17 protein-coding genes are annotated in these 24,959 nt (G+C 66.9%); 8 read left to right on the top strand and 9 right to left on the bottom strand.

Going from position 1 to position 24,959, the window contains the following annotated elements; translation table 11 throughout:
- Nucleotide 1 precedes the first annotated feature (1 nt).
- Nucleotides 2-1,129 (top strand): tetratricopeptide repeat protein, encoded by a 1,128-nt coding sequence (locus tag AC1RPL_RS03460; RefSeq protein WP_493067859.1) that lies wholly within the window; start codon nucleotides 2-4, stop codon nucleotides 1,127-1,129.
- Nucleotides 1,126-1,608, top strand: coding sequence for a DUF4384 domain-containing protein (locus AC1RPL_RS03455; protein WP_493067858.1), 483 nt, complete (start codon nucleotides 1,126-1,128; stop codon nucleotides 1,606-1,608). Before AC1RPL_RS03460 ends, AC1RPL_RS03455 begins: the two co-directional genes overlap by 4 nt.
- Nucleotides 1,609-1,792: 184 nt before the next feature.
- Here the strand turns inward: AC1RPL_RS03455 and AC1RPL_RS03450 are convergent, their stop codons facing one another.
- The 3 genes from AC1RPL_RS03450 to AC1RPL_RS03440 are packed head-to-tail and all read right to left on the bottom strand — an operon-like array spanning nucleotide 1,793 to nucleotide 3,902.
- On the bottom strand, nucleotides 1,793-2,896 hold the full coding sequence (locus AC1RPL_RS03450) for an HlyD family secretion protein (RefSeq protein WP_493067857.1): 1,104 nt from the start codon (nucleotides 2,894-2,896) through the stop codon (nucleotides 1,793-1,795).
- Nucleotides 2,893-3,312, bottom strand: coding sequence for a PaaI family thioesterase (locus AC1RPL_RS03445; protein ID WP_493067856.1), 420 nt, complete (start codon nucleotides 3,310-3,312; stop codon nucleotides 2,893-2,895). Before AC1RPL_RS03445 ends, AC1RPL_RS03450 begins: the two co-directional genes overlap by 4 nt.
- A complete protein-coding gene (locus AC1RPL_RS03440; protein WP_493067855.1) occupies nucleotides 3,309-3,902 on the bottom strand; it encodes a TetR/AcrR family transcriptional regulator in 594 nt (197 codons plus the stop codon). Before AC1RPL_RS03440 ends, AC1RPL_RS03445 begins: the two co-directional genes overlap by 4 nt.
- A gap of 71 nt (nucleotides 3,903-3,973) precedes the next feature.
- Here AC1RPL_RS03440 and AC1RPL_RS03435 point away from each other — a divergent pair, with 71 nt between their 5' ends.
- Nucleotides 3,974-5,521 carry a DHA2 family efflux MFS transporter permease subunit gene (locus AC1RPL_RS03435; protein WP_493067854.1) on the top strand — a complete coding sequence of 516 codons (1,548 nt, stop codon included), beginning with the start codon at nucleotides 3,974-3,976 and terminating at the stop codon, nucleotides 5,519-5,521.
- A 192-nt stretch (nucleotides 5,522-5,713) separates the two neighbouring features.
- On the opposite strand, the gene AC1RPL_RS03430 is transcribed toward AC1RPL_RS03435, so the two are convergent.
- Nucleotides 5,714-6,085, bottom strand: coding sequence for a winged helix-turn-helix transcriptional regulator (locus tag AC1RPL_RS03430; RefSeq protein WP_493067853.1), 372 nt, complete (start codon nucleotides 6,083-6,085; stop codon nucleotides 5,714-5,716).
- A 99-nt stretch (nucleotides 6,086-6,184) separates the two neighbouring features.
- Here AC1RPL_RS03430 and AC1RPL_RS03425 point away from each other — a divergent pair, with 99 nt between their 5' ends.
- The gene (locus tag AC1RPL_RS03425) at nucleotides 6,185-7,297 is read left to right on the top strand and encodes an NADH:flavin oxidoreductase (RefSeq protein ID WP_493067852.1); all 1,113 of its coding nucleotides are present in this window, start codon (nucleotides 6,185-6,187) and stop codon (nucleotides 7,295-7,297) included.
- A 35-nt stretch (nucleotides 7,298-7,332) separates the two neighbouring features.
- On the opposite strand, the gene AC1RPL_RS03420 is transcribed toward AC1RPL_RS03425, so the two are convergent.
- The 4 genes from AC1RPL_RS03420 to AC1RPL_RS03405 all read right to left on the bottom strand — a co-directional run bounded on the left by AC1RPL_RS03420 (nucleotide 7,333) and on the right by AC1RPL_RS03405 (nucleotide 8,887).
- Complete coding sequence (locus tag AC1RPL_RS03420) at nucleotides 7,333-7,860, bottom strand: thioredoxin family protein (RefSeq protein ID WP_493067851.1); 528 nt, start codon at nucleotides 7,858-7,860, stop codon at nucleotides 7,333-7,335.
- Nucleotides 7,861-7,973: 113 nt separating this feature from the next.
- A complete protein-coding gene (locus AC1RPL_RS03415; protein WP_493067850.1) occupies nucleotides 7,974-8,237 on the bottom strand; it encodes a DUF5985 family protein in 264 nt (87 codons plus the stop codon).
- Nucleotides 8,237-8,515 (bottom strand): DUF5985 family protein, encoded by a 279-nt coding sequence (locus AC1RPL_RS03410; protein ID WP_493067849.1) that lies wholly within the window; start codon nucleotides 8,513-8,515, stop codon nucleotides 8,237-8,239. Before AC1RPL_RS03410 ends, AC1RPL_RS03415 begins: the two co-directional genes overlap by 1 nt.
- 3 nt (nucleotides 8,516-8,518) lie before the next feature.
- Complete coding sequence (locus AC1RPL_RS03405; RefSeq protein ID WP_493067848.1) at nucleotides 8,519-8,887, bottom strand: hypothetical protein; 369 nt, start codon at nucleotides 8,885-8,887, stop codon at nucleotides 8,519-8,521.
- A gap of 329 nt (nucleotides 8,888-9,216) precedes the next feature.
- Between AC1RPL_RS03405 and AC1RPL_RS03400 the strand changes: the two genes are divergently transcribed.
- Both AC1RPL_RS03400 and AC1RPL_RS03395 read left to right on the top strand, forming a co-directional pair.
- Complete coding sequence (locus AC1RPL_RS03400) at nucleotides 9,217-14,463, top strand: HAMP domain-containing protein (protein ID WP_493067847.1); 5,247 nt, start codon at nucleotides 9,217-9,219, stop codon at nucleotides 14,461-14,463.
- Nucleotides 14,464-14,494: 31 nt separating this feature from the next.
- Nucleotides 14,495-16,543, top strand: coding sequence for a response regulator (locus tag AC1RPL_RS03395; RefSeq protein ID WP_493067846.1), 2,049 nt, complete (start codon nucleotides 14,495-14,497; stop codon nucleotides 16,541-16,543).
- Nucleotides 16,544-16,589: 46 nt separating this feature from the next.
- Here AC1RPL_RS03395 and AC1RPL_RS03390 read toward each other — a convergent pair whose 3' ends face one another.
- Nucleotides 16,590-17,693: a BPSS1187 family protein gene (locus AC1RPL_RS03390; RefSeq protein WP_493067845.1), complete on the bottom strand. Its 1,104-nt coding sequence runs from the start codon at nucleotides 17,691-17,693 to the stop codon at nucleotides 16,590-16,592.
- Nucleotides 17,694-18,226: 533 nt separating this feature from the next.
- Between AC1RPL_RS03390 and AC1RPL_RS03385 the strand changes: the two genes are divergently transcribed.
- Nucleotides 18,227-23,143: a DUF8508 domain-containing protein gene (locus tag AC1RPL_RS03385; RefSeq protein ID WP_493067844.1), complete on the top strand. Its 4,917-nt coding sequence runs from the start codon at nucleotides 18,227-18,229 to the stop codon at nucleotides 23,141-23,143.
- An 84-nt stretch (nucleotides 23,144-23,227) separates the two neighbouring features.
- A complete protein-coding gene (locus AC1RPL_RS03380) occupies nucleotides 23,228-24,958 on the top strand; it encodes a type I secretion system permease/ATPase (protein WP_493067843.1) in 1,731 nt (576 codons plus the stop codon).
- The last annotated feature ends 1 nt before the right edge of the window (nucleotide 24,959 follow it).

Below are 24,959 nucleotides of genomic sequence, written 5' to 3'. Positions count from 1 at the left end.
GATGGCCAGTTCGAGGCCCCAGCTGCGCAGTGTCCTGTTTCCCGTCGTCGCCCCCAGTGGCGTGACCTTCGAGACAGTGCATGTCGAGCGCGTCGCGATGCTCGATCGCGCGGATCGCTTCGTCCAAGGCCCCGGCCTGGCCGATACTGCGATCGAAATACTGATGGACGCACGCAGCGGCGAACCGAAGGAGGCGCGCCTTGAGGGTGTATCGGTGGTCGTCACCGGCCGCGGGTTCAGTGGGAAGAGCTATGGGTTGGCGTTGGCGATCGCGGACCAGCGCGCGCGCGCGATCGGGTCAGCGGAAACGCCGGTGATCGCGACCGGCACGGTAATCAATCGCGGACGTGGCGTCGTGGGGCCAATCGAAGGCTTTGCAGCGAAGGCGCAGGCGGTGGTCGACCATGCCGCCACGCTCGACATACCAATCGATTTCGCGTTTCCCGAAGCCAATTGGGATAGCACCGATCCGGCTGTGCGCGATCTGCTGAATGCCGCGCACCGCGAAGGCACGCTGCGGCTGCGGCCGTGCCGGGAAGTGAGCGACGCGCGGACGCTGTGGCTTGTGCGCCGTCGCATCGGTGCCGGGCGCATCGCGACAATCGCCGTGATTATGGTCGCACTGCTTGCCGCCGGTGGCGCAGGTTTTCGGTATTGGCAGGGGCGTGATGCGCGCGGATGCGAAGCCGCGATGACGCCGCAGCCTCCCACCGAGCGCGAGGCCATCGCCCTTGCGGTCGAGCTTTGCGACCAAGCCAGCGCAGCGGCGCCGCGGAACGGTCGACTACACTATCAACTCGGCCGCGCGCTGTCTTTGAACGGCAGCGATGCGCAGGCACGAGTGGAGTGGCGCAAGGCGGCGGAGGCGGGGGACGGGGACGGTATGGCCTATCATGGCCGGGCGCTATGGCAGAGCGATCCGGCTGACCCAAAGCGCGTGAACGAGGCTCTCGGTTGGCTCGAACGCGCCTCTGCAACGGGCTCGATCGATGCCACGAGAGACGTCGGCTATTTGCTGCTCGACGGTGTTGCGCTGCCGGCCAGCCCGGAGGAGGCGCAGAAATGGTTCGCCAAGGCCAAGGCGATGGAGGAGGCCGACACGGCTGAACATGGAAAGGCGAGCAGATGAACGGATTTCTGTCGGCTGTCCTCTTGGTCGCAGCCACTGGCGTTGTAGGAATCCAGGACGGGCCCGAACGCGACCTGAAGGTTCAGGCCGGCGATGGCGAACGCAAAGGTGCGCTCGGCCTGCGCGCCGCGTTTGACAGGCCAAAACCGGTCTATGTGCCCGGTGAGACGCTGGCGCTCACGGTCTCCACCGACCGCGACGCGACGATCGAGATATGGGAAGTGGGAAGCAAGGGCAGGCTGACTCGGATACTGCCCGGCATATCGCTACATTCCGGTCCCGGCCGCCCGCTGCGCCTGCCCCTCCGCGGCCAGAAGTTCGAGGTCGACGACGAGGTGGGAACCAGCGAGCTGCTGATTATAGCTCGGACTGCGGTGCCGACGACGCGCAGCGTTTCGGAAGTCGCCGCCGATCCGTCGCGCGCAGGAAGCAGCTCGCGCCAAGAGGTGCAGCTGCGTTACAGCGTCGTCCGACCCTGAATTTCATTACAGCATGATACCTGCGCAGTCGGCTGCGAAGCCCCCAGGTCTGTTCCAGCTTTTCCGGAATTTGGATCCGAGGGTGAGGCCATCCAGCGAAGGACGGTGGACAGGCGCCACGATAGCTCTCGATCCGATGCGCTCCTGACGCGGGAACCCGTACGGCCCGACCGGGGCCGCCGGATTATCGTGCCAGGCGGACGGTGACGGTCGTCGAAAGCCCCGGCCGCAGCCGCGCAAGCGCCGGCTGGTCGCGGTCGAGCGCGATGCGCACCGGCACGCGCTGGACGATCTTGGTGAAATTGCCCGACCCCGGCTCGAAGGGCAGGAGCGTGAACTCCGATCCCGATCCCGGCGCGAAGCTTTCGACATGGCCGGTCAACACGGTATCTCCCAGCGCGTCCACATGTACCTTGGCTATCTGGCCGGCGAGCATGCGCGCAGTCTGGGTCTCCTTGAAATTGGCGATGACATAGAGCTGCTGGCTGGGCACGAGCGTGAGCAGGCGCGTGCCGGACTGGACCAGGTCGCCCGGCTGGGCACGGCGATTGCCGATCACGCCGGCGATCGGGGCATGGATCAGCGTATAGCCCTCATCCTGTTCGGCCAGGCGCAGCGCCGCGCGGGCCTGTTCGGCGCCGGCGCGGGCGCGCTCCAGATCGGCGAGCAGGCTGTCCTTGCGCGCGATCGTCACGCCGGCGCTGTCCTGCGAGGCGGCGAGGTTGGCACCGCTCTGGCGTGCCTTGGCGCGGGCATCGAGCAGCGTGGAGCGGATGCGCTCGGCATCCCGCCGGGTCGCAAACCCTTGCGCGAGCAGCGCCTGGTAGCGCACGTCATCGGCCTCGGCGCGCTGCAGTTCAGCGGAGGTCGAGGCGATCGAAGTGCGCACCACGGCCACGTTCGCTCCGGCAAGCCTCGTCTCGGCGCCATGCGACTTGATCGCGGCGAGCGCTGCGGCGACGCCTGCGTCGGCATCGCGCACCGCGGCGCGGGCGGCATCGAGCCTGGCCGCGAACTCGCGGTCCTCGATCCGGATCAGCGGATCGCCGGCCTTCACTTCCTGGTTGTCGCGGACGAGCACCTGCGCGATCTCGCCGCTGATCCGGGCCGAGACGATGGTACTGTCGGCGCGCAGATAGGCGTTGTCGGTGGTTTCGCTGGAAGCGGGACTGGCGATCCACAGGGCGCCGGCAGCGGCGACCAGCACGGCGGCGCCGCCCGCCAGGGCGGCACGGGGCAGGCGGCGGCGGGGCTTGGTCTGGGATTCGATCTCGGCGGGCGCGTTCATTGGCTGATCACCAGTAGAGTGGAGGTGGCGGAGGCGAGCAGGCGCCCTTCGGCATCGGTGAGCCTGGCTTCGGCAAATGCGACGCGACGGCCGATCGAGAGGACCGTGCCGGTCGCGCGGACGAGGCCGGTCTGTTCGGTCATCGCGCGGTGATAGGCGACCTTGAGCTCGAGCGTGGTGTAGCTCTGCCCCTCTGCCAGCGCGCTATGGGTGGCGATGCCGCACGCCGAATCGAGCAGCGTCGCCGCATAGCCGCCATGGACGGTGCCGAGGGGGTTATAGGCGCGGCGATCGGGCACGCCCTCGAACACCGCATGCCCCTTGGCGACTTCCACCAGCGCGAAGGCGAGCGTCTCGCCGATCGGCGGCTGCTTGCCCGCGGCGAGAAGCGCCTCGACCTGTTCCAGCCCGGTCATGCTGCTGCCGCGAGCTGGTAGCGGGTGCGGATCGCCAGAGCGGCATCGGCGAGGATGGCGTCGGATTCGGCCGGGTCGGCGACGGCGCGGGAGAGGAGGAGCGCGCCGACCAGCTCGGAGAGCATCGATCGCCCGGCCGCCTGCGGTTGGGGGATGCCGTGCCGCGCCAGCGCCTCGCCGAGCCAGCCTGCGAGGGTGCCGATGCCCTTGCCGAAGCGCTCGCGGGCGCCGGGCTCCAGCCGCGCCATGTCGCCCGAAAGGGCCGCCACCGGGCAGCCGCGACCGCGGGCGTCGCGGTGGCCGGCGGAGAGGTAGAAGGCGACATAGTTGGAGAGGGCGGCGGCGGGGTCGGTCTCGGCCATGGCGCGGTCGAAACGGTGGCGCGCCTCCTCGAACATCACCCCGATCGCCTCGGCCACCAGCGCGTCCTTGGAGGCGAAATGGGCGTAGAAGCCGCCATGGGTGAGCCCGGCCTGCTTCATCAGCGCCGCCACCCCCACGCCCTCGGGACCCTTTGCCCGGATCGCGCCGGCGGCTTCCTTCAGAATCTTCGTACGGGTTTGTTCGCGATGTTCGCGCGCATAGCGCATTTCGAAGGCGCTCCTTGTTTTATATGACGTGCATCATATAAAGGATGCCGGACAGTTCGCAAGAGGCAGGCATGGCGCAGAGTATCGACCCCCAGGCGCTGCCGACTTCCACCAAGTTCCTGATCTTCGGGGTGATGGCGTTCGGCCAGTTCATGGCGCTGATCGACATCCAGATCGTCGCGGCCTCCTTGAACGAAGTGCGCGCGGGACTCTCGGCCAGTTCGGACGAGATCAGCTGGGTGCAGACCGCCTATCTGATGGCCGAGCTGGTGATGATCCCCTTCGCCGCCTTCCTTGCCCAGGCGATGTCGACGCGCTGGCTGTTCGCGCTGTCCGCCGGGCTGTTCACCCTGGCGAGCGCGCTGTGCGGCCTCGCCTGGAGCATCGAATCGATGATCGCCTTCCGCGCGCTGCAGGGGTTCGTCGGCGGAGCAATGGTCCCGACGGTGTTCGCCACCGGCTTCGCGATGTTCACCGGCAAGCAGCGCGCGATGATCCCGGCGATCCTGGGCATGGTGTCGGTGCTGGCGCCGACCCTGGGCCCGACGCTGGGCGGGTGGATCACCGACGCCGCGGGGTGGCGCTGGATCTTCTACGTCAATATCCTGCCGGGCGCCGTGGTGGCGACGCTGGCAGTGACGATGATCCGTGTCGACCTGCCCAATCCTGCGATGCTCAAGCGGATCGACTGGACGCATTTGTTTGCGATGGCGATATTCCTGGGCGGGCTGGAGTATGTGCTGGAGGAGGGGCCGCGGAACGACTGGTTCCAGGACCGCGCCATCGCCACCGGCGCCTGGCTGAGCTTCGTCGCACTTCTGCTGTTCCTCGAGCGCTCGTTCCGATCGGAGAACCCGATCGTCAACCTGTCGCCCTTCCGCAAGCCGACCTTCGTCTTCGCCTGCGTGTTCAACCTGGTGATCGGCTTCGGCATCTACTCGGCGACCTACCTCGTGCCGGTGTTCCTGGGCACGGTGCGCGGCTACAATGCCTCGGAGATCGGCTCGACCGTGTTCATCGCCGGCATCGTCCAGATGCTCGGTGTGCCGATCGCCGCGGGCCTGTCGCAACGGCTCGACCCGCGGATCATGATCACCTTCGGGCTGAGCCTGTTCGCCGCGGGGCTGTGGCTGTTCAGCTTCATGACCCCCGAATGGGGCTTCCACGCGCTGCTGTGGCCGCAGGCGGTGCGCAGCTTCGCGATCATGCTGTGCATCGTGCCGAGCGTGAACCTGGCGCTCGCCGGCTTCGAAGGGCCCGAGCTACGATACGCGTCCGGACTGTTCAATCTGATGCGCAACCTGGGCGGGGCGATCGGCATCGCGCTGGTCAATACCTGGCTGCAGGACAATGCCCGGCTCCACATGCTGCGGCTGGGCGAGGCGCTAGGGGTGGCCGGGCGCACCGGCGCGGAGCTGATCAACAATCTCGCTGCGTATGCCGGCAGTTACACGCCCGACCGCGCCGAGGCGCTGCTGATGGCGCAAAGCGTGGCGGGGCACCTCGTCCAGCGCGAGGCGATGACGCTGGCGTTCAACGACGTCTTCCGGATCATGGCGATGATGTTCCTGGCGGCGCTGGTGCTGGTGCCGTTCTGCCGGCGGCCGAAGCTGGGGTAGGGTGCCCATGATGGCCCCCGAATTACGTCCGTCATCCCCGCGAAGGCGGGGGATCCAGAGCCACGGGCAGAGCGCGCCGGGCTCGCTTCGGCACATCCGGTTGGGTTGTTCTCTATTGCATCGCTTATCCCGAGCTACCCTGGATCCCCGCCTTCGCGGGGATGACGGTAGGGGGGCGTACGAGGCTCGTCCCTACGCCGCCGCCCGCGCGTCGAAAGCCTGCCGCGCCTGCTCGACCACGCCGATATGCTCATAGGTCCACAGGTGGAGCGCCTTGAACGGGCCCTGGAGCGAGCGGCCGAGCGGCGTGATCTCATACTCCACCGCGACCGGAGACATCGGCAGCACCCGGCGCAGGACCAGGCCGTTGCGCTCCAGCCGGCGCAGGCACTGGGTCAGCGCCTTCTGGGTCACGCCCTCGAGATGCCGCTTGACCGCATTGAAACGCATCGGCCCGCCATCGAGAACGGCGAGCACCATCATCGACCATTTGTCGGCAATCTGGTCGAGCAGCTGGCGGCTGGGGCAGTTCGCCTGGAAATGCTGGGGGTCGCAGACGGGCAAAGTATCCTCCGATATACCTAGGCGATCCAAGGTGCGTTCTTGCGCCTAGGTTTACATGATATACCTTAGCGCGTCCAACCATCACGGATTCCATAGCCCATGCCCGACAGCGATATCCTGTTTCGTCCCTTCGAACGCGGCAGCCTCAGCCTCAAGAACCGCATCGTCATGGCCCCCATGACGCGCACCTTCGCGCCCGAGGGAATCCCCGGCGAGCACAACGCCGCGTACTATCAGCGCCGCGCCGAGGGTGGCGTCGGCCTGATCCTGTCCGAAGGCACGGTGATCGAGCGCCCGGCATCGCGCAACGAGGGCGGGATACCCTTCTTCCATGGCGACCAGGCGCTGGCCGGCTGGCAGGGCGTGATCGAGGCGGTGCATGCCGCCGGCGGCAAGATGGGCCCGCAGATCTGGCACACCGGCTCGACGATCAGCCAGAGCGGCTGGGAGCCGGGCACCGAGGTCGAGAGCCCGTCGGGCTTGCTCGCCCCGGGCAAGCCGCGTGGACAAGCGATGAGCGAGGAAGCGATCGCCGATACCGTCGCCGCCTTTGCCCGCGCCTCGGCCGACGCCAAGCGGATAGGCTTCGACATGGTCGAGCTGCACGGCGCGCATGGCTATCTGATCGACCAGTTCTTCTGGAACGGCACCAATGAGCGCACGGACCGCTATGGCGGCGCCTCGATCAGGGAGCGCGCACGCTTCGCCGCCGAGGTGGTCGCCGCCGTTCGTGAAGCAGTCGGCCCGGACTATCCGCTCGCATTGCGGGTGAGCCAGTGGAAGCAGCAGGACTTCGCCGCGCGCCTCGCCGAGACGCCGCAGCTCATGGAAGACTGGCTGCAGCCGCTGGTAGATGCCGGTGTGGACATCCTCCATTGCTCGCAACGCCGCTTCTGGGAGCCGGAATTCCCCGAGATCGACGGCGAGGAAGGCCTGAACTTCGCGGGCTGGGCCAAGAAGCTCACCGGCGCCGCGACGATCAGCGTCGGCTCGGTCGGCCTGTCGGGCGAGTTCATCGCGGCGTTCGGCGGCGAAGCCTCGACCGGCACGGGCATCGAGAAGCTGATCGCGCGGATGGAGCGCGACGAGTTCGACCTGATCGCCGTCGGCCGCGCGCTGATCAGCGACCCGCATTGGGTCGAGAAGATCCGCACCGGCGATGTCGCCAGCCTGAAGGGCTTCGACCGTTCGGCGCTCGCCGAGCTGGTCTGACGCGTGGGGGCCGGCTCCGGCCGGCCCCTTTCCCATCACCGCGGCTTGCGCGCCCATTTGGCGAGCCAGTCGGCCAGGCCCTGGGGCGACAGGCTGCGGGCATCGGCCAGTGCCGCGACGCTGGTGGCATTCAGCAGCTTGTCGGTCTTCGGATCGACGATCAGCAGGGCGGGGACGCCCTCCAGTCGGTTCTTGATGCCGTAATGCGCGGGGATCTGCAGGTTCTTGTCGAACCGGCCAATATCGACGGTGACGATCTCGAAGCGCCGGTCGAGCCAGGGCTTGAGCGACGGCAGCTCGATCGTACCCGCGAGCAGGCGGCAGTCGAGGCACCAATTACCGCCCAGATCGATGAGCAGCAGCTTGCCGCTGCGCCGGGCGCTTGCCTTGGCGGCCGCCACCGCCGCATCCGCATTGGCATTCGCGTCATAGGGCAGGGGAAGCGGCTTGGGCAGCTGCTCGAACGAGCCGACCGGAAGGTGCGGTGCCGTCTCCGGGCCTGGGGCGGCGGCGAGAAGGGCGACCGGCAGCGCTGCGGCGGCGAGGAAGCGGAAAGGGGACATGAGTTGCTCCTGCGAGAGCCCAGGGGCTCGGGAGGAACTATAATCGACTCAATTAGTGGGAATTGTATTCCGCAATTTCTTTCGCGCTGGCAAGGCGGGGTTTGTCGTTTCGCTTAGCGGCGCGCCGAGCGATTCTTGTGGGCGATCGCGGCAAGGATGATGAGGAAGGCGGCGAGGCGCAGCAGATAGAGCCAGCTGCGCTCTTCAACGGGCGCGCCGCTCAGTGTCAGCGCCGCCTGGCCAAGGCCGAGCAGCCAGAAGGCGATGGCGAAGGAAAGGAACAGGCTGTCCTCGGTGCGGCGCCAGAAGCGCAGGAAGAACAGGCCTGCGAGCGCAAAGCCCATGGCGGTCGCGCCGGAGAGGAAGACGAGCAGCATCAGCGTTCTTCCTCCAGGTTCCAGACGAAGCCGAACAGCAGTACGCTCACCGCGGCCAGCCCGAGCAGCGAGCGGACGATACGGAAATCGATCTCGCGGATGACGAGCAGGTCGATGATCAGGAACAGGTTGTTGGCCGAAAGCAGCACGAAGCAGAGCGCGCTCCAAAGCAGCAGGGGCGAGTGGCTGCGACGCCAGGTCCGCCCGAGCAGCCAGGCACAGGCCGTGCTGGTGACGAAGCACAAGATGTAGACGATGGCAGGAGCAAGCGTGCCCAAGGGTCAGTCCTTTCGCACGCGGAAAGCGTCCGCGAACGCACTCAACCCGCCATCCCCGCTGACGATCAGCCGGCGCACCTTGTCCGGACTGCTGGCATATTGCGCTTCGGCCTCGCGCGCCAGAGCATCGAGCGTCGGGCTGGCCGGCTGATATTTCGCCTGATCCTCGGACAGCATCACCACCAGGCCGGCGGCGGCGAGCGCGGCGAGGCTCTGGTCGATCACCAGGTCGCTGGCGCGCAGTGCGGCGACCAGTTCGGCACGGTTCCAGGCACGGTCGGGCGCCTTGCGCAGGAAGCACAGCAGTTCAAGCGCCCAGACCGAGCGGAAGGTAGAGCGGATGAAACTGGATAGTTCGCGGCGCGCGGGCATGGCCCGGGAGGTCTCCCTGGTCGTCGGCCCCCACCGGCAACGCGTTCCTAGCCATTGATCTGGATTAGGCAACCCCTGGCCAAGGGCGGCACGGCGTGTTGCGATTTTTCGTGCGACGAAGCGAATTGCTCTGCTATGTCAGCGGCTAGCGGCCGGGGGGTCGTTCCAATTGCAAGCGGGGTGGGAGATGCCTGGAGCCTTGGGTGCACGAAAAATCCTCGGAGATGCTGGATCGCCGCCGACTCGTATCTGCGCTTCGTAGCCTAAGGCGCGGGGACTTCTCGGTTCGGCTGCCGGAGGATCTTCCCGGCGCCGATGGCGAGATCGCCATGCTGTTCAACGAGGTCGTCACCCTCGAGGAACAGATGACCAACGAGTTCGAGCGGCTCTCGCGGGTCGTCGGCAAGGAAGGCAAGATCACCCAGCGCGGCCATGTCCGTGGCGCCACGGGCGGCTGGGAAGCGAAGCTGCGCGCGCTCAACGAGCTGATCGAGGACATGGTTCAGCCGACCGCCGAGGTCGCGCGCGTGATCGGTGCGGTGGCCAAGGGCGACCTTTCGCAATCCATGACCGTCGAGATCGACGGGCGTCCGCTGCGCGGCGAGTTCCTGCGCATGGGCAAGGTGGTGAACACCATGGTCGAGCAGCTCGCCTCGTTCGCGGCGGAAGTGACGCGCGTGGCGCGCGAGGTCGGCACAGAGGGCAAGCTGGGCGGCCAGGCGCGGGTGAAGGGCGTCGCCGGCACCTGGAAGGACCTGACCGACAACGTCAACGCGATGGCGACGAACCTGACCGGCCAGGTGCGCAACATCGCCGAAGTGACGACCGCGGTGGCATCGGGCGACTTGTCCAAGAAGATCACGGTGGAGGTGAAGGGCGAGATCCTCGAGCTCAAGAACACCATCAACACGATGGTGGACCAGCTCAACGGCTTCGCGTCGGAGGTTACGCGCGTGGCGCGTGAGGTCGGCACCGAGGGCAAGCTGGGCGGCCAGGCGCAGGTGCCGGGCGTCGGCGGCACGTGGAAGGACCTTACCGACAACGTCAACCTGATGGCGGCGAACCTGACCGGGCAGGTCCGCAACATCGCCGAAGTGACGACGGCGGTGGCCAAGGGCGACCTTTCCAAGAAGATCACCGTCGACGTGAAGGGCGAGATCCTGGCGCTGAAGGATACCATCAACACGATGGTCGATCAGCTCAACGGCTTCGCATCCGAAGTGACGCGCGTGGCGCGCGAAGTGGGCTCGGAAGGCAAGCTGGGCGGCCAGGCGCAGGTGGAGGGCGTGGCCGGCACCTGGAAGGATCTGACCGACAACGTCAACCTGATGGCCGGCAATCTGACCGGCCAGGTCCGCAACATCGCAGATGTGACGACCGCCGTGGCAAAGGGCGACCTGTCCAAGAAGATCACGGTGGACGTGAAGGGCGAGATCCTCGAGCTCAAGAACACCATCAACACGATGGTGGACCAGCTCAACGGCTTCGCATCGGAAGTGACGCGCGTGGCGCGCGAGGTGGGTACCGAGGGCAAGCTGGGCGGCCAGGCGCAGGTGCCTGGCGTGGGCGGCACCTGGGCCGATCTTACCGACAATGTGAACCTGATGGCGGCGAACCTGACCGGCCAGGTGCGCAACATCGCCGAAGTGACGACCGCGGTGGCCAAGGGCGATCTCTCCAAGAAGATCACCGTCGATGTGAAGGGCGAGATTTTGGAGCTGAAGGACACCATCAACACGATGGTCGATCAGCTCAACGGCTTCGCTTCGGAAGTGACGCGCGTGGCGCGCGAAGTGGGTACCGAGGGCAAGCTCGGCGGCCAGGCACAGGTGGAAGGCGTCGCCGGCACCTGGAAGGACCTGACCGACAACGTCAACGCGATGGCGACGAACCTGACCGGCCAGGTGCGCAACATCGCCGAGGTTACGACCGCGGTGGCGCTGGGTGACTTGTCCAAGAAGATCACCGTCGACGTGAAGGGCGAGATCCTCGAGCTCAAGAACACCATCAACGTGATGGTCGATCAGCTCAACGGCTTCGCGTCGGAGGTTACGCGCGTGGCGCGTGAGGTCGGCACCGAGGGCAAGCTGGGCGGCCAGGCGCAGGTGCCGGGCGTCGGCGGCACGTGGAAGGACCTCACCGACAACGTCAACGCGATGGCGGCGAACCTGACCGGCCAGGTGCGCAACATCGCCGAAGTGACGACGGCGGTGGCGCTGGGCGACTTGTCCAAGAAGATCACGGTGGACGTGAAGGGCGAGATCCTCGAGCTCAAGAACACCATCAACACCATGGTGGACCAGCTCAATTCCTTCGCGTCGGAAGTGACGCGCGTGGCCCGCGAAGTGGGTACCGAGGGCAAGCTGGGCGGCCAGGCGCAGGTGCGCGGGGTCGCGGGCACCTGGGCCGATCTAACCGACAATGTGAACCTGATGGCGGCGAACCTGACCGGCCAGGTGCGCAATATCGCCGAGGTGACCACCGCCGTGGCGCGCGGCGACTTGTCCAAGAAGATCACGGTGGACGTGAAGGGCGAGATCCTCGAGCTGAAGAATACGATCAACGTGATGGTCGATCAGCTCAACGGCTTCGCTTCGGAAGTGACGCGCGTGGCGCGCGAAGTGGGTACCGAGGGCAAGCTGGGCGGCCAGGCGCAGGTGCCCGGCGTGGGCGGCACCTGGAAGGATCTGACCGACAACGTCAACCTGATGGCGACCAACCTGACCAACCAGGTGCGCGGCATCGCCGACGTCGTCACCGCGGTGGCGCAGGGCAATTTGAAGCGCAAGCTGACCCTCGACGCCAAGGGCGAGATCGCGGCGCTGGCCGAGACGATCAACCTGATGATCGAGACGCTTGCCACCTTCGCCGACCAGGTGACCAACATGGCGCGCGAAGTGGGTATCGAAGGCAAGCTGGGCGGCCAGGCACGCGTGCCGGGCGCGGCTGGCCTGTGGCGCGATCTCACCGATAACGTCAACCAGCTTGCGGCAAACCTAACCAATCAGGTCCGCTCCATCGCCGATGTGGCGACTGCCGTGACCAAGGGCGACTTGACCCGATCGATCGCCGTGGAAGCCTCGGGCGAGATGGCGGCGCTCAAGGACAACATCAACGAGATGATCCGCAACCTGAAGGATCAGACGCTCAAGAACGCCGAGCAGGACTGGCTCAAGACCAACCTCGCGCGCTTCTCGCGCATGCTCCAGGGCGAGCGCGACCTTTCGACCGTGTCCAACCTGATCATGTCCGAGCTCGCGCCGCTGGTGAACGCGCAATATGGCGTGTTCTACGTCACCAACCGCGACGGCGAGGACACGGTGCTCGAACTGGCCGCCAGCTATGGCGCGGAGCGGCGCGAGGCGCTGAAGCCGGCCTTCCAGTTGCGCGAGGGCCTGGTCGGCCAGGCCGCGGCGGACAAGCGGCCGATCCTGCTCGAGGACGTGCCCGCCGACTTCCTGCGCATCGGCTCCGGCCTGGGCGAGGCGCGGCCGGCAAACGTGACCATCCTGCCGGCGCTGTTCGAGGACGAGGTGAAGGCGGTGATCGAGCTCGCCTCGTTCAGCGAGTTCAACGAGACGCACCAGAGCTTCCTCGACCAGCTGATGGAATCGGTGGGCATCGTGCTCAACACGATCGCCGCAACGATGCGTACCGAGGGCCTGCTCAAGCAGTCGCAGCTGCTGACCCAGGAGCTGCAGGCGCGCCAGACCGAGCTGACCACCAAGCAGGAAGAGTTGCACAACACCAATGAGGAGCTGGAGGAGAAGGCCCAGCTGCTCGAGAACGAGAAGAAGCAGGTCGAGGCCAAGAACCTCGAGATCGAAATGGCGCGCCGCGCGCTGGAGGAAAAGGCCGAACAGCTGGCGCTCACCTCCAAGTACAAGTCCGAGTTCCTGGCGAACATGAGCCACGAGCTGCGCACGCCGCTCAACTCGCTGCTGATCCTGTCGAAGCTGCTGACCGACAATCCGCAGGGCAACCTCAACGACAAGCAGGTCGATTTCGCCCGCACGATCAACTCTGCCGGCTCGGACCTGCTCAACCTGATCAACGACATCCTCGACCTGTCGAAGATCGAATCCGGCACGGTGTCGATCGAGATCGGCGAGATGCCGATGCACAGCCTGCGCCAGCACATGGAGCGGACCTTCCGCCAGCTCGCGGCCGACAAGAACCTCGATTTCAACGTCGAGTTCGATGCGCTGCTGCCCTCCACCATCCGCACCGATGAGAAGAGGCTGCAGCAGATCGTGCTCAACCTGCTCTCCAACGCCTTCAAGTTTACCTCGCAAGGCTCGGTCACGCTGGCGGTGCGCACCGCCGAGGGTGGGTGGAGCACCAACCACCCGGTGCTGCGCACCGTCGATCGCGCGATCGAGATCGCGGTGACCGACACCGGCATCGGCATCCCCAAGGAAAAGCAGAAGCTGATCTTCGAGGCTTTCCAGCAGGCCGACGGCACCACCAGCCGCAAATATGGCGGCACCGGTCTTGGCCTGTCGATCAGCCGCGAGATCGCTCGGCTGCTCGGCGGCGAGCTGCAGGTGCGCTCGACGCCCGGCAGCGGCTCGACCTTCACGCTGTTCGTACCGCCCCAGGCGATCGCGCCGGTGTCGCTGCCGAGCGAAGGCGCAACCCAGGCGCGCTACGACAATAGCGGTGCGATCGCGCCGCCCGCGCTGCCCGCCGCGTTCGAGCTCAGCGACGACCGCGACGCGCTGGAGGAGGCGCCCTTCGTGCTGATCGTCGAGGACGATCCGACCTTCGCCTCGATCCTGCTCGACATCGCGCGGGGTGCCGGGCTGAAGGGCGTGATCTCGGCGGCGGGCGCGGGGACGCTGGCGCTGGCGCGCAAGCTCCAGCCCAATGCGATCACGCTCGACCTGGGCCTGTCCGATATCGACGGGTTCGTGCTGCTCGACCTGCTAAAGCATGATCCGCAGACGCGGCACCTGCCGGTGCACGTCATCTCGGGCGCCGACAAGCTCGCCCACGCGATCGACCTGGGCGCGGCGGGCGTGACCGAGAAGCCGGCGGGCGCCGAAGCGCTGGCGGCGGTGTTCAAGCAGCTCGCCGATACGATCGAGGGACGCAAGACCGTGATCGAGCTGCTGCCCGATGCGGAACTTGCGTTGCGCACGGTGCCCGAACTGGCCGGCTCCAAGATCCTCATCGTCGATGACGACATCCGCAACATCTATTCGCTGACCAGCGTGCTGGAGAGTTACGGCGTCGAGGTGCTCCATGCCGAGCGCGGCATGGAAGGCATCACGATCCTGGAGGAGACGCCGGGCATCGACATCGCGCTTATCGACATCATGATGCCCGAGATGGACGGGTATGAGACGATGCGCCAGATCCGCCAGCGGCCGCAACTCGCCAGCCTGCCGCTGATCTCGGTGACGGCCAAGGCGATGAAGGGCGACCGGCAGAAATGCCTGGATGCGGGCGCGTCGGACTATATCGCCAAGCCGGTCGACATCGACCTGTTGCTGGCGCTGCTGCGCGTCTGGATCGCGCGCTCGCGCGAAGCCAGGCAGTCCGCCGACCTGATCGTCGTGGAGAATGGCTGACATGACGCGACGGGTCGTTCCGATCTCACCGATGATCATCATGGAACCGCTGGAGAACACGACCACCTTGGAGCCGCTGCCGGTCGATCCGGTGCGCGTGCTCGTGGTCGATGACGACGAGCGCAACCTCATCGCCATTGCCAGCGTGCTGGAAGATGTGGCGGAGATCGTCGTCGCCAAGTCGGGCGAGGAGGCGCTGCGCCAGCTGCTGCGCCAGGAATTCGCGGTGATCCTGCTCGACGTCTACATGCCCGGGCTCGACGGCTATGAGACTGCGCAGCTGATCCGCGAGCGCGAGCAGACGCGGCGCGTGCCGATCGTCTTCCTCTCCGCGGTCAACAAGGAGATGGAGCATCTGCTGCGCGGCTATGCGATGGGCGCCGTCGACTATGTGTTCAAGCCGGTCGAGCCGACCGTACTGCGCTCCAAGGTCGCGGTGTTCGTCGACCTCTATGCGATGCGCAAGGAAATGCAGCGCAATGCGGAGGAGCAGAAGCGCCTGCTCGACGAGAATCTGCGCGCCAATGCCGAGCGGCTGCATGCCGAGCAGCAACTGCGCCTGGCCGAGCAGCGCCAGGGCGCGATCATCGCATCGCTGCCGATCATCCTCTATCTCGAGGACGTCGGTACCGATGTGCGCGTTCCCAAATATGCCAGCGGCAATTTCGAGGCACTGACCGGCTACACGCTCGACGAAGTACGGCGCACGCCTGGCCTGTGGAGCGATCGGCTGCATCCGGAGGATAGCGAACGCGTGCTGGCGGCACTGGCGACGCGCGCGGAGGGCGGGGCGCATTCGGTGGAATATCGCTGGCGCTGCGCGGACGGCGACTATCGCCATTTCCTCGACCAGGCGGTGCTGGTGCGCGACAGCAGCGGCGCACCGCTCGAATATGCCGGTACCTTGCTCGACATCTCGGATCGGCGCGAGCTGGAGAGCCAGCTCAACCATATCCGCAAGATGGACGCGATTGGCCAGCTGACCGGCGGCATCGCGCATGATTTCAACAACCTGCTCGCCGCCGTGCTGGGCGGCATCGGCATGATCGAGCGGCGCATCCAGCTGGAACCGGACCAGAAAAGGCTGGTCGAGATGACGCGCCACGCCGCCGAGCAGGGCAGCGAGCTGGTGCGCCACCTGCTCGCCTTTTCGCGACGACAGAAGCTGCAGCCGGCGGCGATCGACGTGGCCGATCTCGCCAATGCGGTCGGCAGCTTGCTCGCGCATACGCTGGGCGGGCTGGTGGAGATCGTCTGGCAGCGCGAGGATCCGCTGCACCACGTCTTCGCCGACGGGGCGCAGCTCGAGCTCGCGATCATGAACCTGGTCATCAACGCCCGCGACGCGATGCCCGAGGGCGGCACGGTCACGATCGAAGCCGCCAATCGCGAAGTGCGCGCGCGCGAGGATGTCGCCGGCATTCCGCTCGCACCCGGGCAATATGTCGTGCTCGCCGTGTCGGACACCGGCTGCGGCATCGCGGCCGACCAGATCGACCAGGTGATGGAGCCGTTCTTCACCACCAAGGCAGTGGGCAAGGGGACCGGCCTGGGCCTCAGCATGGTCTATGGCTTCGCCAAGCAATCGGGCGGCGCGATCCGGCTGACAAGCGACGTGGGTACCGGCACGCGCGTGGAGATATGGCTGCCCGCGGCGCTCGATGTCGCGGCGCCCGACGCCGGCGCGGTCGAGGCTGTGTCGAGCGGGCCGGCGCGCCGGCTCAAGATCCTGCTCGTCGATGATCATGAGGGGGTCCGCGCGACTACCGCCGCGATGCTGGAGGATCTGGGCCACAGCGTATGCGAGGCCTGCGAGGGGGCCGCGGCGCTCGAGATGGTCCGCACGCGGCCCGACGCGTTCGACCTGGTGCTGAGCGACTATGCGATGCCGCGCCTCTCCGGCACCGATTTGGTTCGTCAGCTTCGCGCGATACGCCCGGCGTTGCCCGCGGTGATCATCACCGGCTATGCCGAGCCCAACCTCCAGCCGGGGGATGAGACCGTGCCGGTGCTGATCAAGCCGTTCACGCCCGGCCAGCTGGAAGCCACGCTGGCGGAAGCCGGGCGCGAGGCCGACTGAGTGAGGGGAGGCGGCGCGCGGAACGCGAACCGGCTCCCCACTGGCTTTACGGGAAGGCCATGTAATCCCAGACCGGCTCGTATTTGGGCGTGCCGTCGGTGTTGCACGGCATCTTGTCGTCATCGGCCATCGACAGATGGATGTTGGTGCCCCCAATCGAAGCGAGCGACGTCTTCAGCTTGTGCGAGCTGCCATAGGGCGCGGCGACGCCGTCGGTCGCGATGAGCGCGCCGAAGCTCGCCAGGCCGATGGCGTTCCAGCTGTTCTCGGCGGTGGCGATCGCCACCGTTGCATCGGCGGTGTGCGAGAAGCCATATTGGTTGGCTGCCGGGGTGACGTTGGTGTTCGAGAGCCAGGGCGCAACGGCGCCGGCGGAGGTCTTGTCGGCGACGCCCGAGATCATCGTCGCGCGGTAGAGCGAATGGAGCTTGGCGAGATAGGCGACATGGCCGGCGCCCTGCGAATGCCCGATCGCGCTGATCATCGACCAGTTGATCGCGGTGCCCGACAGGAAGCTGCCCCAGCCTTCGGAAGGATAGGTGGCGTTCAGATAGGTGAGCAGCTTCTGCAGCCGCGTCTCCAGCGCATCCTTGGTCGCGACGGTGACCTTGGTGCTCAGGTCCACGCCGGTCAGCATCTCCTGGCGCACCTTCGCTGTGCAGGCGGTGTCGGCCACGCCCGCGCAGAGCACCGCCACCGCATCGTAATTGGGATAGGCCAAGGCGATCGCATGGTAGCCGCGCTTGGCGCCGGCATAGACGATCTCCTGTTCCTTGGTCTCCGTGCTGTTGGTGCCCATGATGAACAGGGCAAGCCGGCCGACCCGGGCCGAGGGGCTGGTGGGAACCAGGGTGAGGTTCTTGTTGGGCACCCCGGTCTGCGAATTGTTCTTCTGCGCGGCGGTGGAGTCGACCGTGGTCGCGGCGATGTCGTGCCGGATCGCGTCCACCTTGGTTGCGAGCGATGAAGTGGTCGCGGACGTGGCGGGCTCGGCGGAACGCGGGCTGGTGAATCTGGTCTCGGCCTGCTCGCTCAGCGGGGTGACGACCGAACCGGCGCTGTCCGCCTGGCCTTCGGCTTGCCATGCCGTGGCGCCCGCCGCTGCGATCGCCGCAAGCAGCGCGAGCGCGAAGATGCCTTGTCTTTTCATTATAACCCTCTCCTCGTTTTGATTTTTACGCACGCTCCAGTCTGGAGTTGGCCAGCTTGGATCGGTGCGTGCCCGGTCGGCGCGGACGCCGGCAGCTCGGGCTCGAGGGAATGGCTTTGCGCAATCGCGGTCCTCTCGCGGATGTGTCTCGCGCGCGCAGGCACGGCCATCTGTCGGAAGCGATCCTATGGGACAGGCGCGCGTGGGGCAATAGTTGTTGCACCGTATTTGATGCATTGTCGTACAATTCTACCACCTCACAGACTGTCGCCTGCGCCGGGCATTTCGCCGCAAATGCGAAAAGATTCCTGTGGAAATGCAGGTGTCGGTCGCGCCGCAATTGCTGCGAAACGGGCCAAGAGGCGCGCTTTACTGCGAAAAATGCGCCGTGCAGGCGTTCGCCGACGCCGCCAATCCGGACCGGCCGGGATGGGTGACAGGCGCAATTACGCTGTCATACTCGCTAGTTAGCAGGGCCGGTCGTCGCGGCAGACCGACTACCGGCACGCGCTTCGCTATCGAGGGGAATATCGATGCCGACCAATGTCTTCATCAACGAAGTCCATTACGACAATGACGGCACCGATAGCGGCGAGTTCGTCGAGATCGCGGCGCCCGCGGGTACCGATCTGACCGGCTGGAAGATCGTCCTCTACAATGGCAGCCCCACCCAGCGCTCCGCCTACACCACCACCAATCTGAGCGGCATCGTCGGCGACCAGCAGAACGGCTTCGGCACGATCCGCGTCGCCTATGCCGCCAACGGCATCCAGAATGGCGGCAGCGGCGCCAATGGCGAGCCGGACGGCGTCGCGCTGGTCGATGCCGCGGGCAATGTCGTGCAGTTCATCAGCTGGGAAGGCACCTTCACCGCAGCCAGCGGCCCGGCCGCAGGCATGACCAGCGTCAATGTCGGCACCGGCATCTATGAGGACGGCACCCAGGCCAACACCTCGATCGGCCTGGTCGGCGCGGGCACGACTGCCGGGGATTTCCACTGGGCGCTGATCTCGGGCCAGACGCCGGGTGGCGTGAACAACGGCCAGAGCTTCGCCGGAACCGTGCCGCCTTCGGCCGGCGCGCTGAGCATCGCCGATGCCACCACCGCGGAGGGCAATAGCGGCACGCACGACATCGTCTTCACCGTCACGCGTGCGGGCGGCAGTGCCGGCGCGGTCTCGGCGACCTGGACGCTGAGCAACGGCACCACCGACGCCGCGGATTTTGGCCCGGGCGTGCCGACCAGCGGCACGGTGATCTTCGCCAATGGTGCGACCACCGCCGAGGTGCGCATCGCCGTGCAGGGTGACACGGCGTTCGAGCAGAATGAGAGCTTCACCGTCACGCTCAGCAACCCCACCGGCGGCGTGACGCTGAGCGATGCCAGCGCGGTCGGTACGATCAGCAATGACGATATCGCACCGCCGGCGCCCCCGGCGAACGTCTTCATCAACGAGATCCACTACGACAATGCCGGCACCGATGTCGGCGAGGCGATCGAGATCGCCGGCGTCGCGGGCACCGATCTGAGCGGCTACAAGCTGGTGCTCTACAACGGCACCAACACGCCCGATGCCGCGCCGACCTACACCACCACCAACCTGACCGGCGTGATCAACGACGAAGGCAATGGCTTCGGCGCCGTCTCGTTCGCCTATCCGGTCAACGGGCTGCAGAACGGCCTGATCGACGGCGTCGCGCTGATCGCGCCCGATGGCACGGTGATCCAGCTGCTTTCCTATGAGGGCACCTTCACCGCCGCGGCCGGCACCCCGGCGGCAGGCGTGACCAGCACCGATATCGGCGTGTCCGAAGAGCCGGCCCCGGCCATCGGCCTGTCGCTCCAGCTCGTCGGCACCGGATCGAGCGCGGCGGACTTCCACTGGATGGAGGGCAATGCGCAGAGCTTCGGCAGCGTCAATGCCGGCCAGGGCTTCCTGCCGGCGACCGGCGACAGCCATTTGCGCGTCGACGATGCCCGGGTGGTCGAGGGCGACAGCGGCACGAGCAACCTGGTGTTCACCGTCCATCGCTCGGGCGGCCAGGCATCGGCCGCCAGCGTCAACTACACCGTCAATCTCGACGGCACTGCGACGGCCGACGATCTCGGCACCGGCGCCGCGCTGTCGGGCACGGTCACCTTCGCGGCGGGCGAGTTCACGCGGACGATCACCATTCCGGTGAACGGCGACACGCTGGGCGAGGGCAATGAGACGCTCTCGGTCACGATCGCGCCCGCCTCTGCAAACGTCGTGATCGACGATGCCCGCGCCACCGGCACGATCACCAATGACGATCCGATCGCGCTCAGCATCGGCGCCATCCAGGGCGAGGGGCATCTCTCCGCCTATGTGAACCAGACGGTGATCACCACCGGCATCGTCACTGCGGTCGACAGCAACGGCTTCTACCTTCAGTCGGCGGTGGGCGACGGCAATTCGGCGACGTCGGATGGCATCTTCGTCTTCACCAACACCGCGCCGACCGTCCATGTCGGCGACGGCCTGTCGGTGCGCGGCACCGTCTCCGAATATGCCGGAGACGATGCCGGGCTGACGGTCACCGAGATCGTCAGCTCCGCGATCAGCGTGGAGAGCATTGGCAATGCGCTGCCGGCTGCAGTGCTGATCGGGGTGGGTGGTCTCCTCCCGCCAAACCACACGCTTGACGACGACCACCTCACCAGCTTCGATCCGCTGCACGACGGGCTCGACTTCTGGGAGTCGCTCGAAGGCATGCGCGTGACGATCGACACGCCCCAGGCGGTGTCGAACACCACGGCGTTCGGCGAGACCGACGTGGTCGCCTCGCACGGCGTCGGCGCTACCGGCATGAACGATCGCGGCGGCATCACCATCTCGGACGGAGACTATAACCCCGAGAAGATCCAGATCGACGACGACAGCGCGATCTTCTCCGGCTTCCACCCGGGCTACACGATCGGCGACCAGCTGAGCAGCGTCACCGGCATCGTGAACTATTCGTTCGACCAATATGAAGTGCTGGTCACCGACGCCGTCACCGTCACCAACGACACCACGCTGACCCGCGAGACGACGACGCTGGCAGGCGACGCCAATCATCTCTCGATCGCCAGCTACAACCTCGAGAATCTCGACACGTCGGACCACAAGTTCGACATCCTGGCGAGCGACATCGTCTACAATCTCCGCGCGCCGGACATCATCGCCGTGCAGGAGATCCAGGACGCCGACGGCGCCGGCAGCGGCTCCGACCTGTCGGGCACCGTCACTGCCCAGGGGCTGATCGATGCGATCTACGCCACCTCGGGGCTCCATTATGCCTATGTCGAGATCGCGCCGACCGTGGCCGGCTCGACCGGCGGCGAACCCGGCGGAAACATCCGCACCGGCTATCTCTACAACATCGACCGGGTCGATTATGTCGAGGGCAGCGCGGCGCTGATCACCGGCCCCGCCTATAACGGCACGCGCAACCCGCTGGTCGCGCAGTTCAGCTTCGCCGGCGAGACGATCACCACGATCAACGTCCACCTGACCTCGCGTCTCGGCAGCGAGCCGCTTCAGGGCGACAACCAGCCTGCGGAAAATGCCGGCGACGCCGCGCGCACCGCCCAGGCGGCGGGCGTGCAGGCCTATGTCCAGGCGCATCTCGCCGACGATCCCGCACTCAACATCGCGGTGCTGGGCGACTGGAACGGCTTCTATTTCGAGGCCGCGCAGACCCAGCTCACCGATCCGGCGCAGGGCGGGGTGCTGACCAACCTCAATTCGCTGCTGACCGCGGGCGAGCGCTACAGCTACATGTTCGAGGGCAATGCCCAGCAGATCGACAATATCCTGGTCACCAGCAGCCTGATCGGCGGCGCGGGCTATGACTCGGTCCACCTGAACTCGCAGTTCGGCGGCAGCCGCCCGACCGATCACGATCCGCAGGTGGCGCTGCTGTATCTCGGCCGGGCGCCGAGCGAAGTGACGTTGAGCAACGCCAGCGTCGCCGAGAACCTGCCGGCCGGCAGCGTGGTCGGCACTGCGGCGGCGAGCGACACGGCGAACGATCACGTCACCTACTCGCTGGTCGACAATGCGGGCGGCTTGTTCGCGATCGACGCGGCGACCGGCGTGGTCACCTCCACGGCGGCGCTCGATCACGAGGCCGCGGCGAGCTATGCCATCACCGTCCGCGCTACCGATACCGGCGGCCTCACCAGCCAGCAGGGCTTCACCATCGCAGTGACCGATGTGAACGAGTCGCCGACGACCCTGGCGCTCAGCGGCGGCAGCTTGAACGAGAACCTGCCGGCAGGCACGGTCGTCGGCACGCTTTCGGCGAGCGATCCCGAGCATGGCACGCTCGCCTATGCGCTGATCGACAATGCCGGCGGGCTCTTCGTGGTCAACGCGGCGACCGGGGTGGTCACCACCACTGCGGCGCTCGATTACGAGACCGCGGCGAGCTACGCGATCACCGCGCGCGTCACCGATGCGGGCGGGCTTGGCACGCAGCAGGGCTTCACCGTCGCAGTCGGCAACGTCGCCGAAGCGCCGGTGGCGCAGGGCAATGCCGTCGCCGTCAACGAGGACGCGACCACCGCCAACCTCTGGGCGACGCTGCTGGCCAATGATCGCGACCCGGACGGGCAGCCGCTGACGATCACTGCGGTGAACACCAGCGGCACGCTTGGCCATGTCGTGTTCGATGCGGCGCACCAGTCGCTGCAATATGTCGCCGATGCCGACGCGTTCGATGCGCTGGCCACCGGCGCCACCGCGGTCGATCACTTCACCTACACCGTGATCGACGCCAATGGCCTGACCAGCACCGCCACGGTCGATGTGACGGTGAAGGGCATTGCCGACGGGATCACCCGCACCGGCACGATCTTTGCCGACACGCTGAACGGCACTGCCGGCGAGGACAATCTGTCGGGCAGCTGGGGCAATGACACGCTCTACGGACTGGGCGGGCATGACCTGCTCAACGGCGGCCTGGGCAACGACAAGCTCGATGGCGGCGACGGCAACGACGTGCTGTTCGGGGATCTCGGCAACGACGTGCTGTGGGGCGGCGCCGGCCGCGACACGCTGTTCGGCGGGCTGGGCGACGACACGCTCTATGGCGGCGCGGGAGCGGACAGCTTCCATTTCGGCCGGCTCGACGGCAACGACCTGATCGCCGATTTCAACACCGCGGAGGACCAGATCATCCTCGACGACGGCGTGTCGATCCGCAGCGCCAAGATCTCCGACGTCAACCGCGACGGCATCAAGGACCTCGTCCTGACGCTTAGCGCCGGCGGCACCGTGACCCTGCTCGGCGTGGCGGATGCCAAGCTGGTCAAGTACGGTTCGCCGGACTATTATTCGGACCATCAGCCGGGTGTCGGCGGGGTGCTCGACACGATCGGCGATTTCCTCGACGATCTGTTCTCCCACGGCAGGCTGCTGGACCTGGGCCACGGACTGTGACGATTTGAACCGCTTCGAACCTGCACCCTCCTCGATGCCGCGCGATCCCTGGGGTCGCGCGGCTGTCGGTTCGGGGCTGGCCGCATGAAGGACGCCGGCTCGCTCGGGACGATGCGCGCGGCGCTCGCGCTGTGCCGTCGCCATTTCGTGGCGGCCGCGGGCTTCAGCGCGCTGGTCAACCTGCTCTACATCGTGCCGACCCTGTACATGCTGCAGGTCTATGACCGCGTCGTGCCCACCCAGGGCTTGCAGACTTTGCTGTTCCTCACCTTGGTGCTGCTGTTCGCGCTCGGCACCCTCTCGCTGCTCGACCGGATCCGCAGCCGGCTGCTGGTGCGTGCGGGCGTGCAGCTCGATGCGGCGCTGGCCCCGCTGATCCTCGACGCCACGCTCGGCCGGCCCGAGCTGCCCTTCGCCCGCCAGGCGCTGCGCGAGTTCGACACGTTGCGCGGCGCGCTCACCGGCGCCGGTATCCTGGCGCTGTTCGATGCGCCCTGGATCCCGATCTACATCCTGGTCTGCTTCCTCGTGCACCCATTCATCGGCCTGATCGCGATCCTTGGCTGCACCGTCCTGCCGCTGCTCGCCTGGGGCAATGAACGCGCGACGCGCAAGCGGCTCGACCGCGCCCAGGCGATCGCTTCCGCTTCCTATGCCAGCCAGGATGCGGTGCTCGCCGCGAGCGACAGTATCCGCGCGCTCGGCATGCGCGAGGCGATGGTGCGCCGCCAGCTGCGCCAGCGCGAGGCGATGCTGACTGCGCAGACCGAAGCGAGCTTCGCCGCGGGCGGCTATCTCACCGCGACCAAGTTCGTCCGGCTCGCGCTCCAGTCGCTCGCGCTGGGGCTGGGTGCGCTGCTCGCGGTCGACAATCTGATCTCCGCCGGCGCGATCTTCGCCTCGTCCTTCCTGATCGCGCGCGCGCTCGCGCCGATCGAGCAGCTGATCGGCACCTGGAAGACGATCGTCCAGGCGCAGCAAAGCTATCATAGCCTGGGCGCGTTGCTCGACGGCGTGGTCGGAGCTGGCGAGCCGACGCGGCTGCCGGCGCCGCGCGGAATGATTACGCTCGAAGGCGTCACGGTGCTCAACGACACGCGGGACGGCGCGATCCTCAATGCCGTGTCGTTCAAGGTCGAGCCGGGCGAAGTGGTGGCGATCGTCGGCCCCAGCGGTGCGGGCAAGTCGACGCTCGTCCGAGCGATCGCGGGTGCGATGCTTGCCGATCGCGGCACGATCCGCTTCGACGGCGCCGATGCGCGCGACTGGAACCCGGAAACGCTGGCCCGTCATCTCGGCTATCTGCCGCAGGATGCGGTGCTGTTCGCCGGCACCGTCGCCGAGAACATCGCCCGCTTCGCCGGCGAACGTGGGGAAGATCGCGCGACGATCGATGCCGCGGTGATCGCCGCGTCGGGCAAGGTCGGCGCCGATGCGTTGATCCGCCGGCTGCCGAACGGCTATGACCACCCGCTCAAGCTCGGCGGGCGCGGCTTGTCGGCAGGGCAGGCGCAGCGCATCGGGCTTGCCCGCGCCGTCTATGGCGATCCGGCGATCCTGATCCTCGACGAGCCCAATGCCCATCTCGACCAGGAAGGCGACCAGGCGCTGGTCGCGGCGATCGCCGCGCTCAAGGCCGAGGGGCGCACCGTGCTGATCGTCTCGCACAAGCTCGGCATCCTGCCGGTGATCGACAAGATCCTGGTGCTGCGCGAGGGTCGGATCGACATGTTCGGCACCCGCGACGAGATCCTGCCCAAGATCGCGCCGCAGACGGTGCGCCGCGTGCCGGCCACGGCGGGGGGCAAGGCATGAG

The organism is Sphingomonas sp. GW821-FHT12D09, from assembly GCF_058807215.1.
This window is presented reverse-complemented; position numbering and strand designations above follow the sequence as displayed.

What these genes read in the sequence shown, in the direction of transcription:
- AC1RPL_RS03425 (WP_493067852.1), top strand. Translation starts at nt 6,185, where the DNA reads ATGCCCGACAGCGATATCCTGTTTCGTCCCTTCGAACGCGGCAGCCTC.
- AC1RPL_RS03445 (WP_493067856.1), bottom strand. Translation starts at nt 3,312, where the DNA reads ATGACCGGGCTGGAACAGGTCGAGGCGCTTCTCGCCGCGGGCAAGCAG.
- AC1RPL_RS03415 (WP_493067850.1), bottom strand. Translation starts at nt 8,237, where the DNA reads ATGCTGCTCGTCTTCCTCTCCGGCGCGACCGCCATGGGCTTTGCGCTC.
- AC1RPL_RS03395 (WP_493067846.1), top strand. Translation starts at nt 14,495, where the DNA reads ATGATCATCATGGAACCGCTGGAGAACACGACCACCTTGGAGCCGCTG.
- AC1RPL_RS03380 (WP_493067843.1), top strand. Translation starts at nt 23,228, where the DNA reads ATGAAGGACGCCGGCTCGCTCGGGACGATGCGCGCGGCGCTCGCGCTG.
- AC1RPL_RS03440 (WP_493067855.1), bottom strand. Translation starts at nt 3,902, where the DNA reads ATGCGCTATGCGCGCGAACATCGCGAACAAACCCGTACGAAGATTCTG.
- AC1RPL_RS03400 (WP_493067847.1), top strand. Translation starts at nt 9,217, where the DNA reads ATGCTGTTCAACGAGGTCGTCACCCTCGAGGAACAGATGACCAACGAG.
- AC1RPL_RS03420 (WP_493067851.1), bottom strand. Translation starts at nt 7,860, where the DNA reads ATGTCCCCTTTCCGCTTCCTCGCCGCCGCAGCGCTGCCGGTCGCCCTT.
- AC1RPL_RS03390 (WP_493067845.1), bottom strand. Translation starts at nt 17,693, where the DNA reads ATGAAAAGACAAGGCATCTTCGCGCTCGCGCTGCTTGCGGCGATCGCA.
- AC1RPL_RS03435 (WP_493067854.1), top strand. Translation starts at nt 3,974, where the DNA reads ATGGCGCAGAGTATCGACCCCCAGGCGCTGCCGACTTCCACCAAGTTC.
- AC1RPL_RS03405 (WP_493067848.1), bottom strand. Translation starts at nt 8,887, where the DNA reads ATGCCCGCGCGCCGCGAACTATCCAGTTTCATCCGCTCTACCTTCCGC.
- AC1RPL_RS03385 (WP_493067844.1), top strand. Translation starts at nt 18,227, where the DNA reads ATGCCGACCAATGTCTTCATCAACGAAGTCCATTACGACAATGACGGC.
- AC1RPL_RS03460 (WP_493067859.1), top strand. Translation starts at nt 2, where the DNA reads ATGGCCAGTTCGAGGCCCCAGCTGCGCAGTGTCCTGTTTCCCGTCGTC.
- AC1RPL_RS03455 (WP_493067858.1), top strand. Translation starts at nt 1,126, where the DNA reads ATGAACGGATTTCTGTCGGCTGTCCTCTTGGTCGCAGCCACTGGCGTT.
- AC1RPL_RS03450 (WP_493067857.1), bottom strand. Translation starts at nt 2,896, where the DNA reads ATGAACGCGCCCGCCGAGATCGAATCCCAGACCAAGCCCCGCCGCCGC.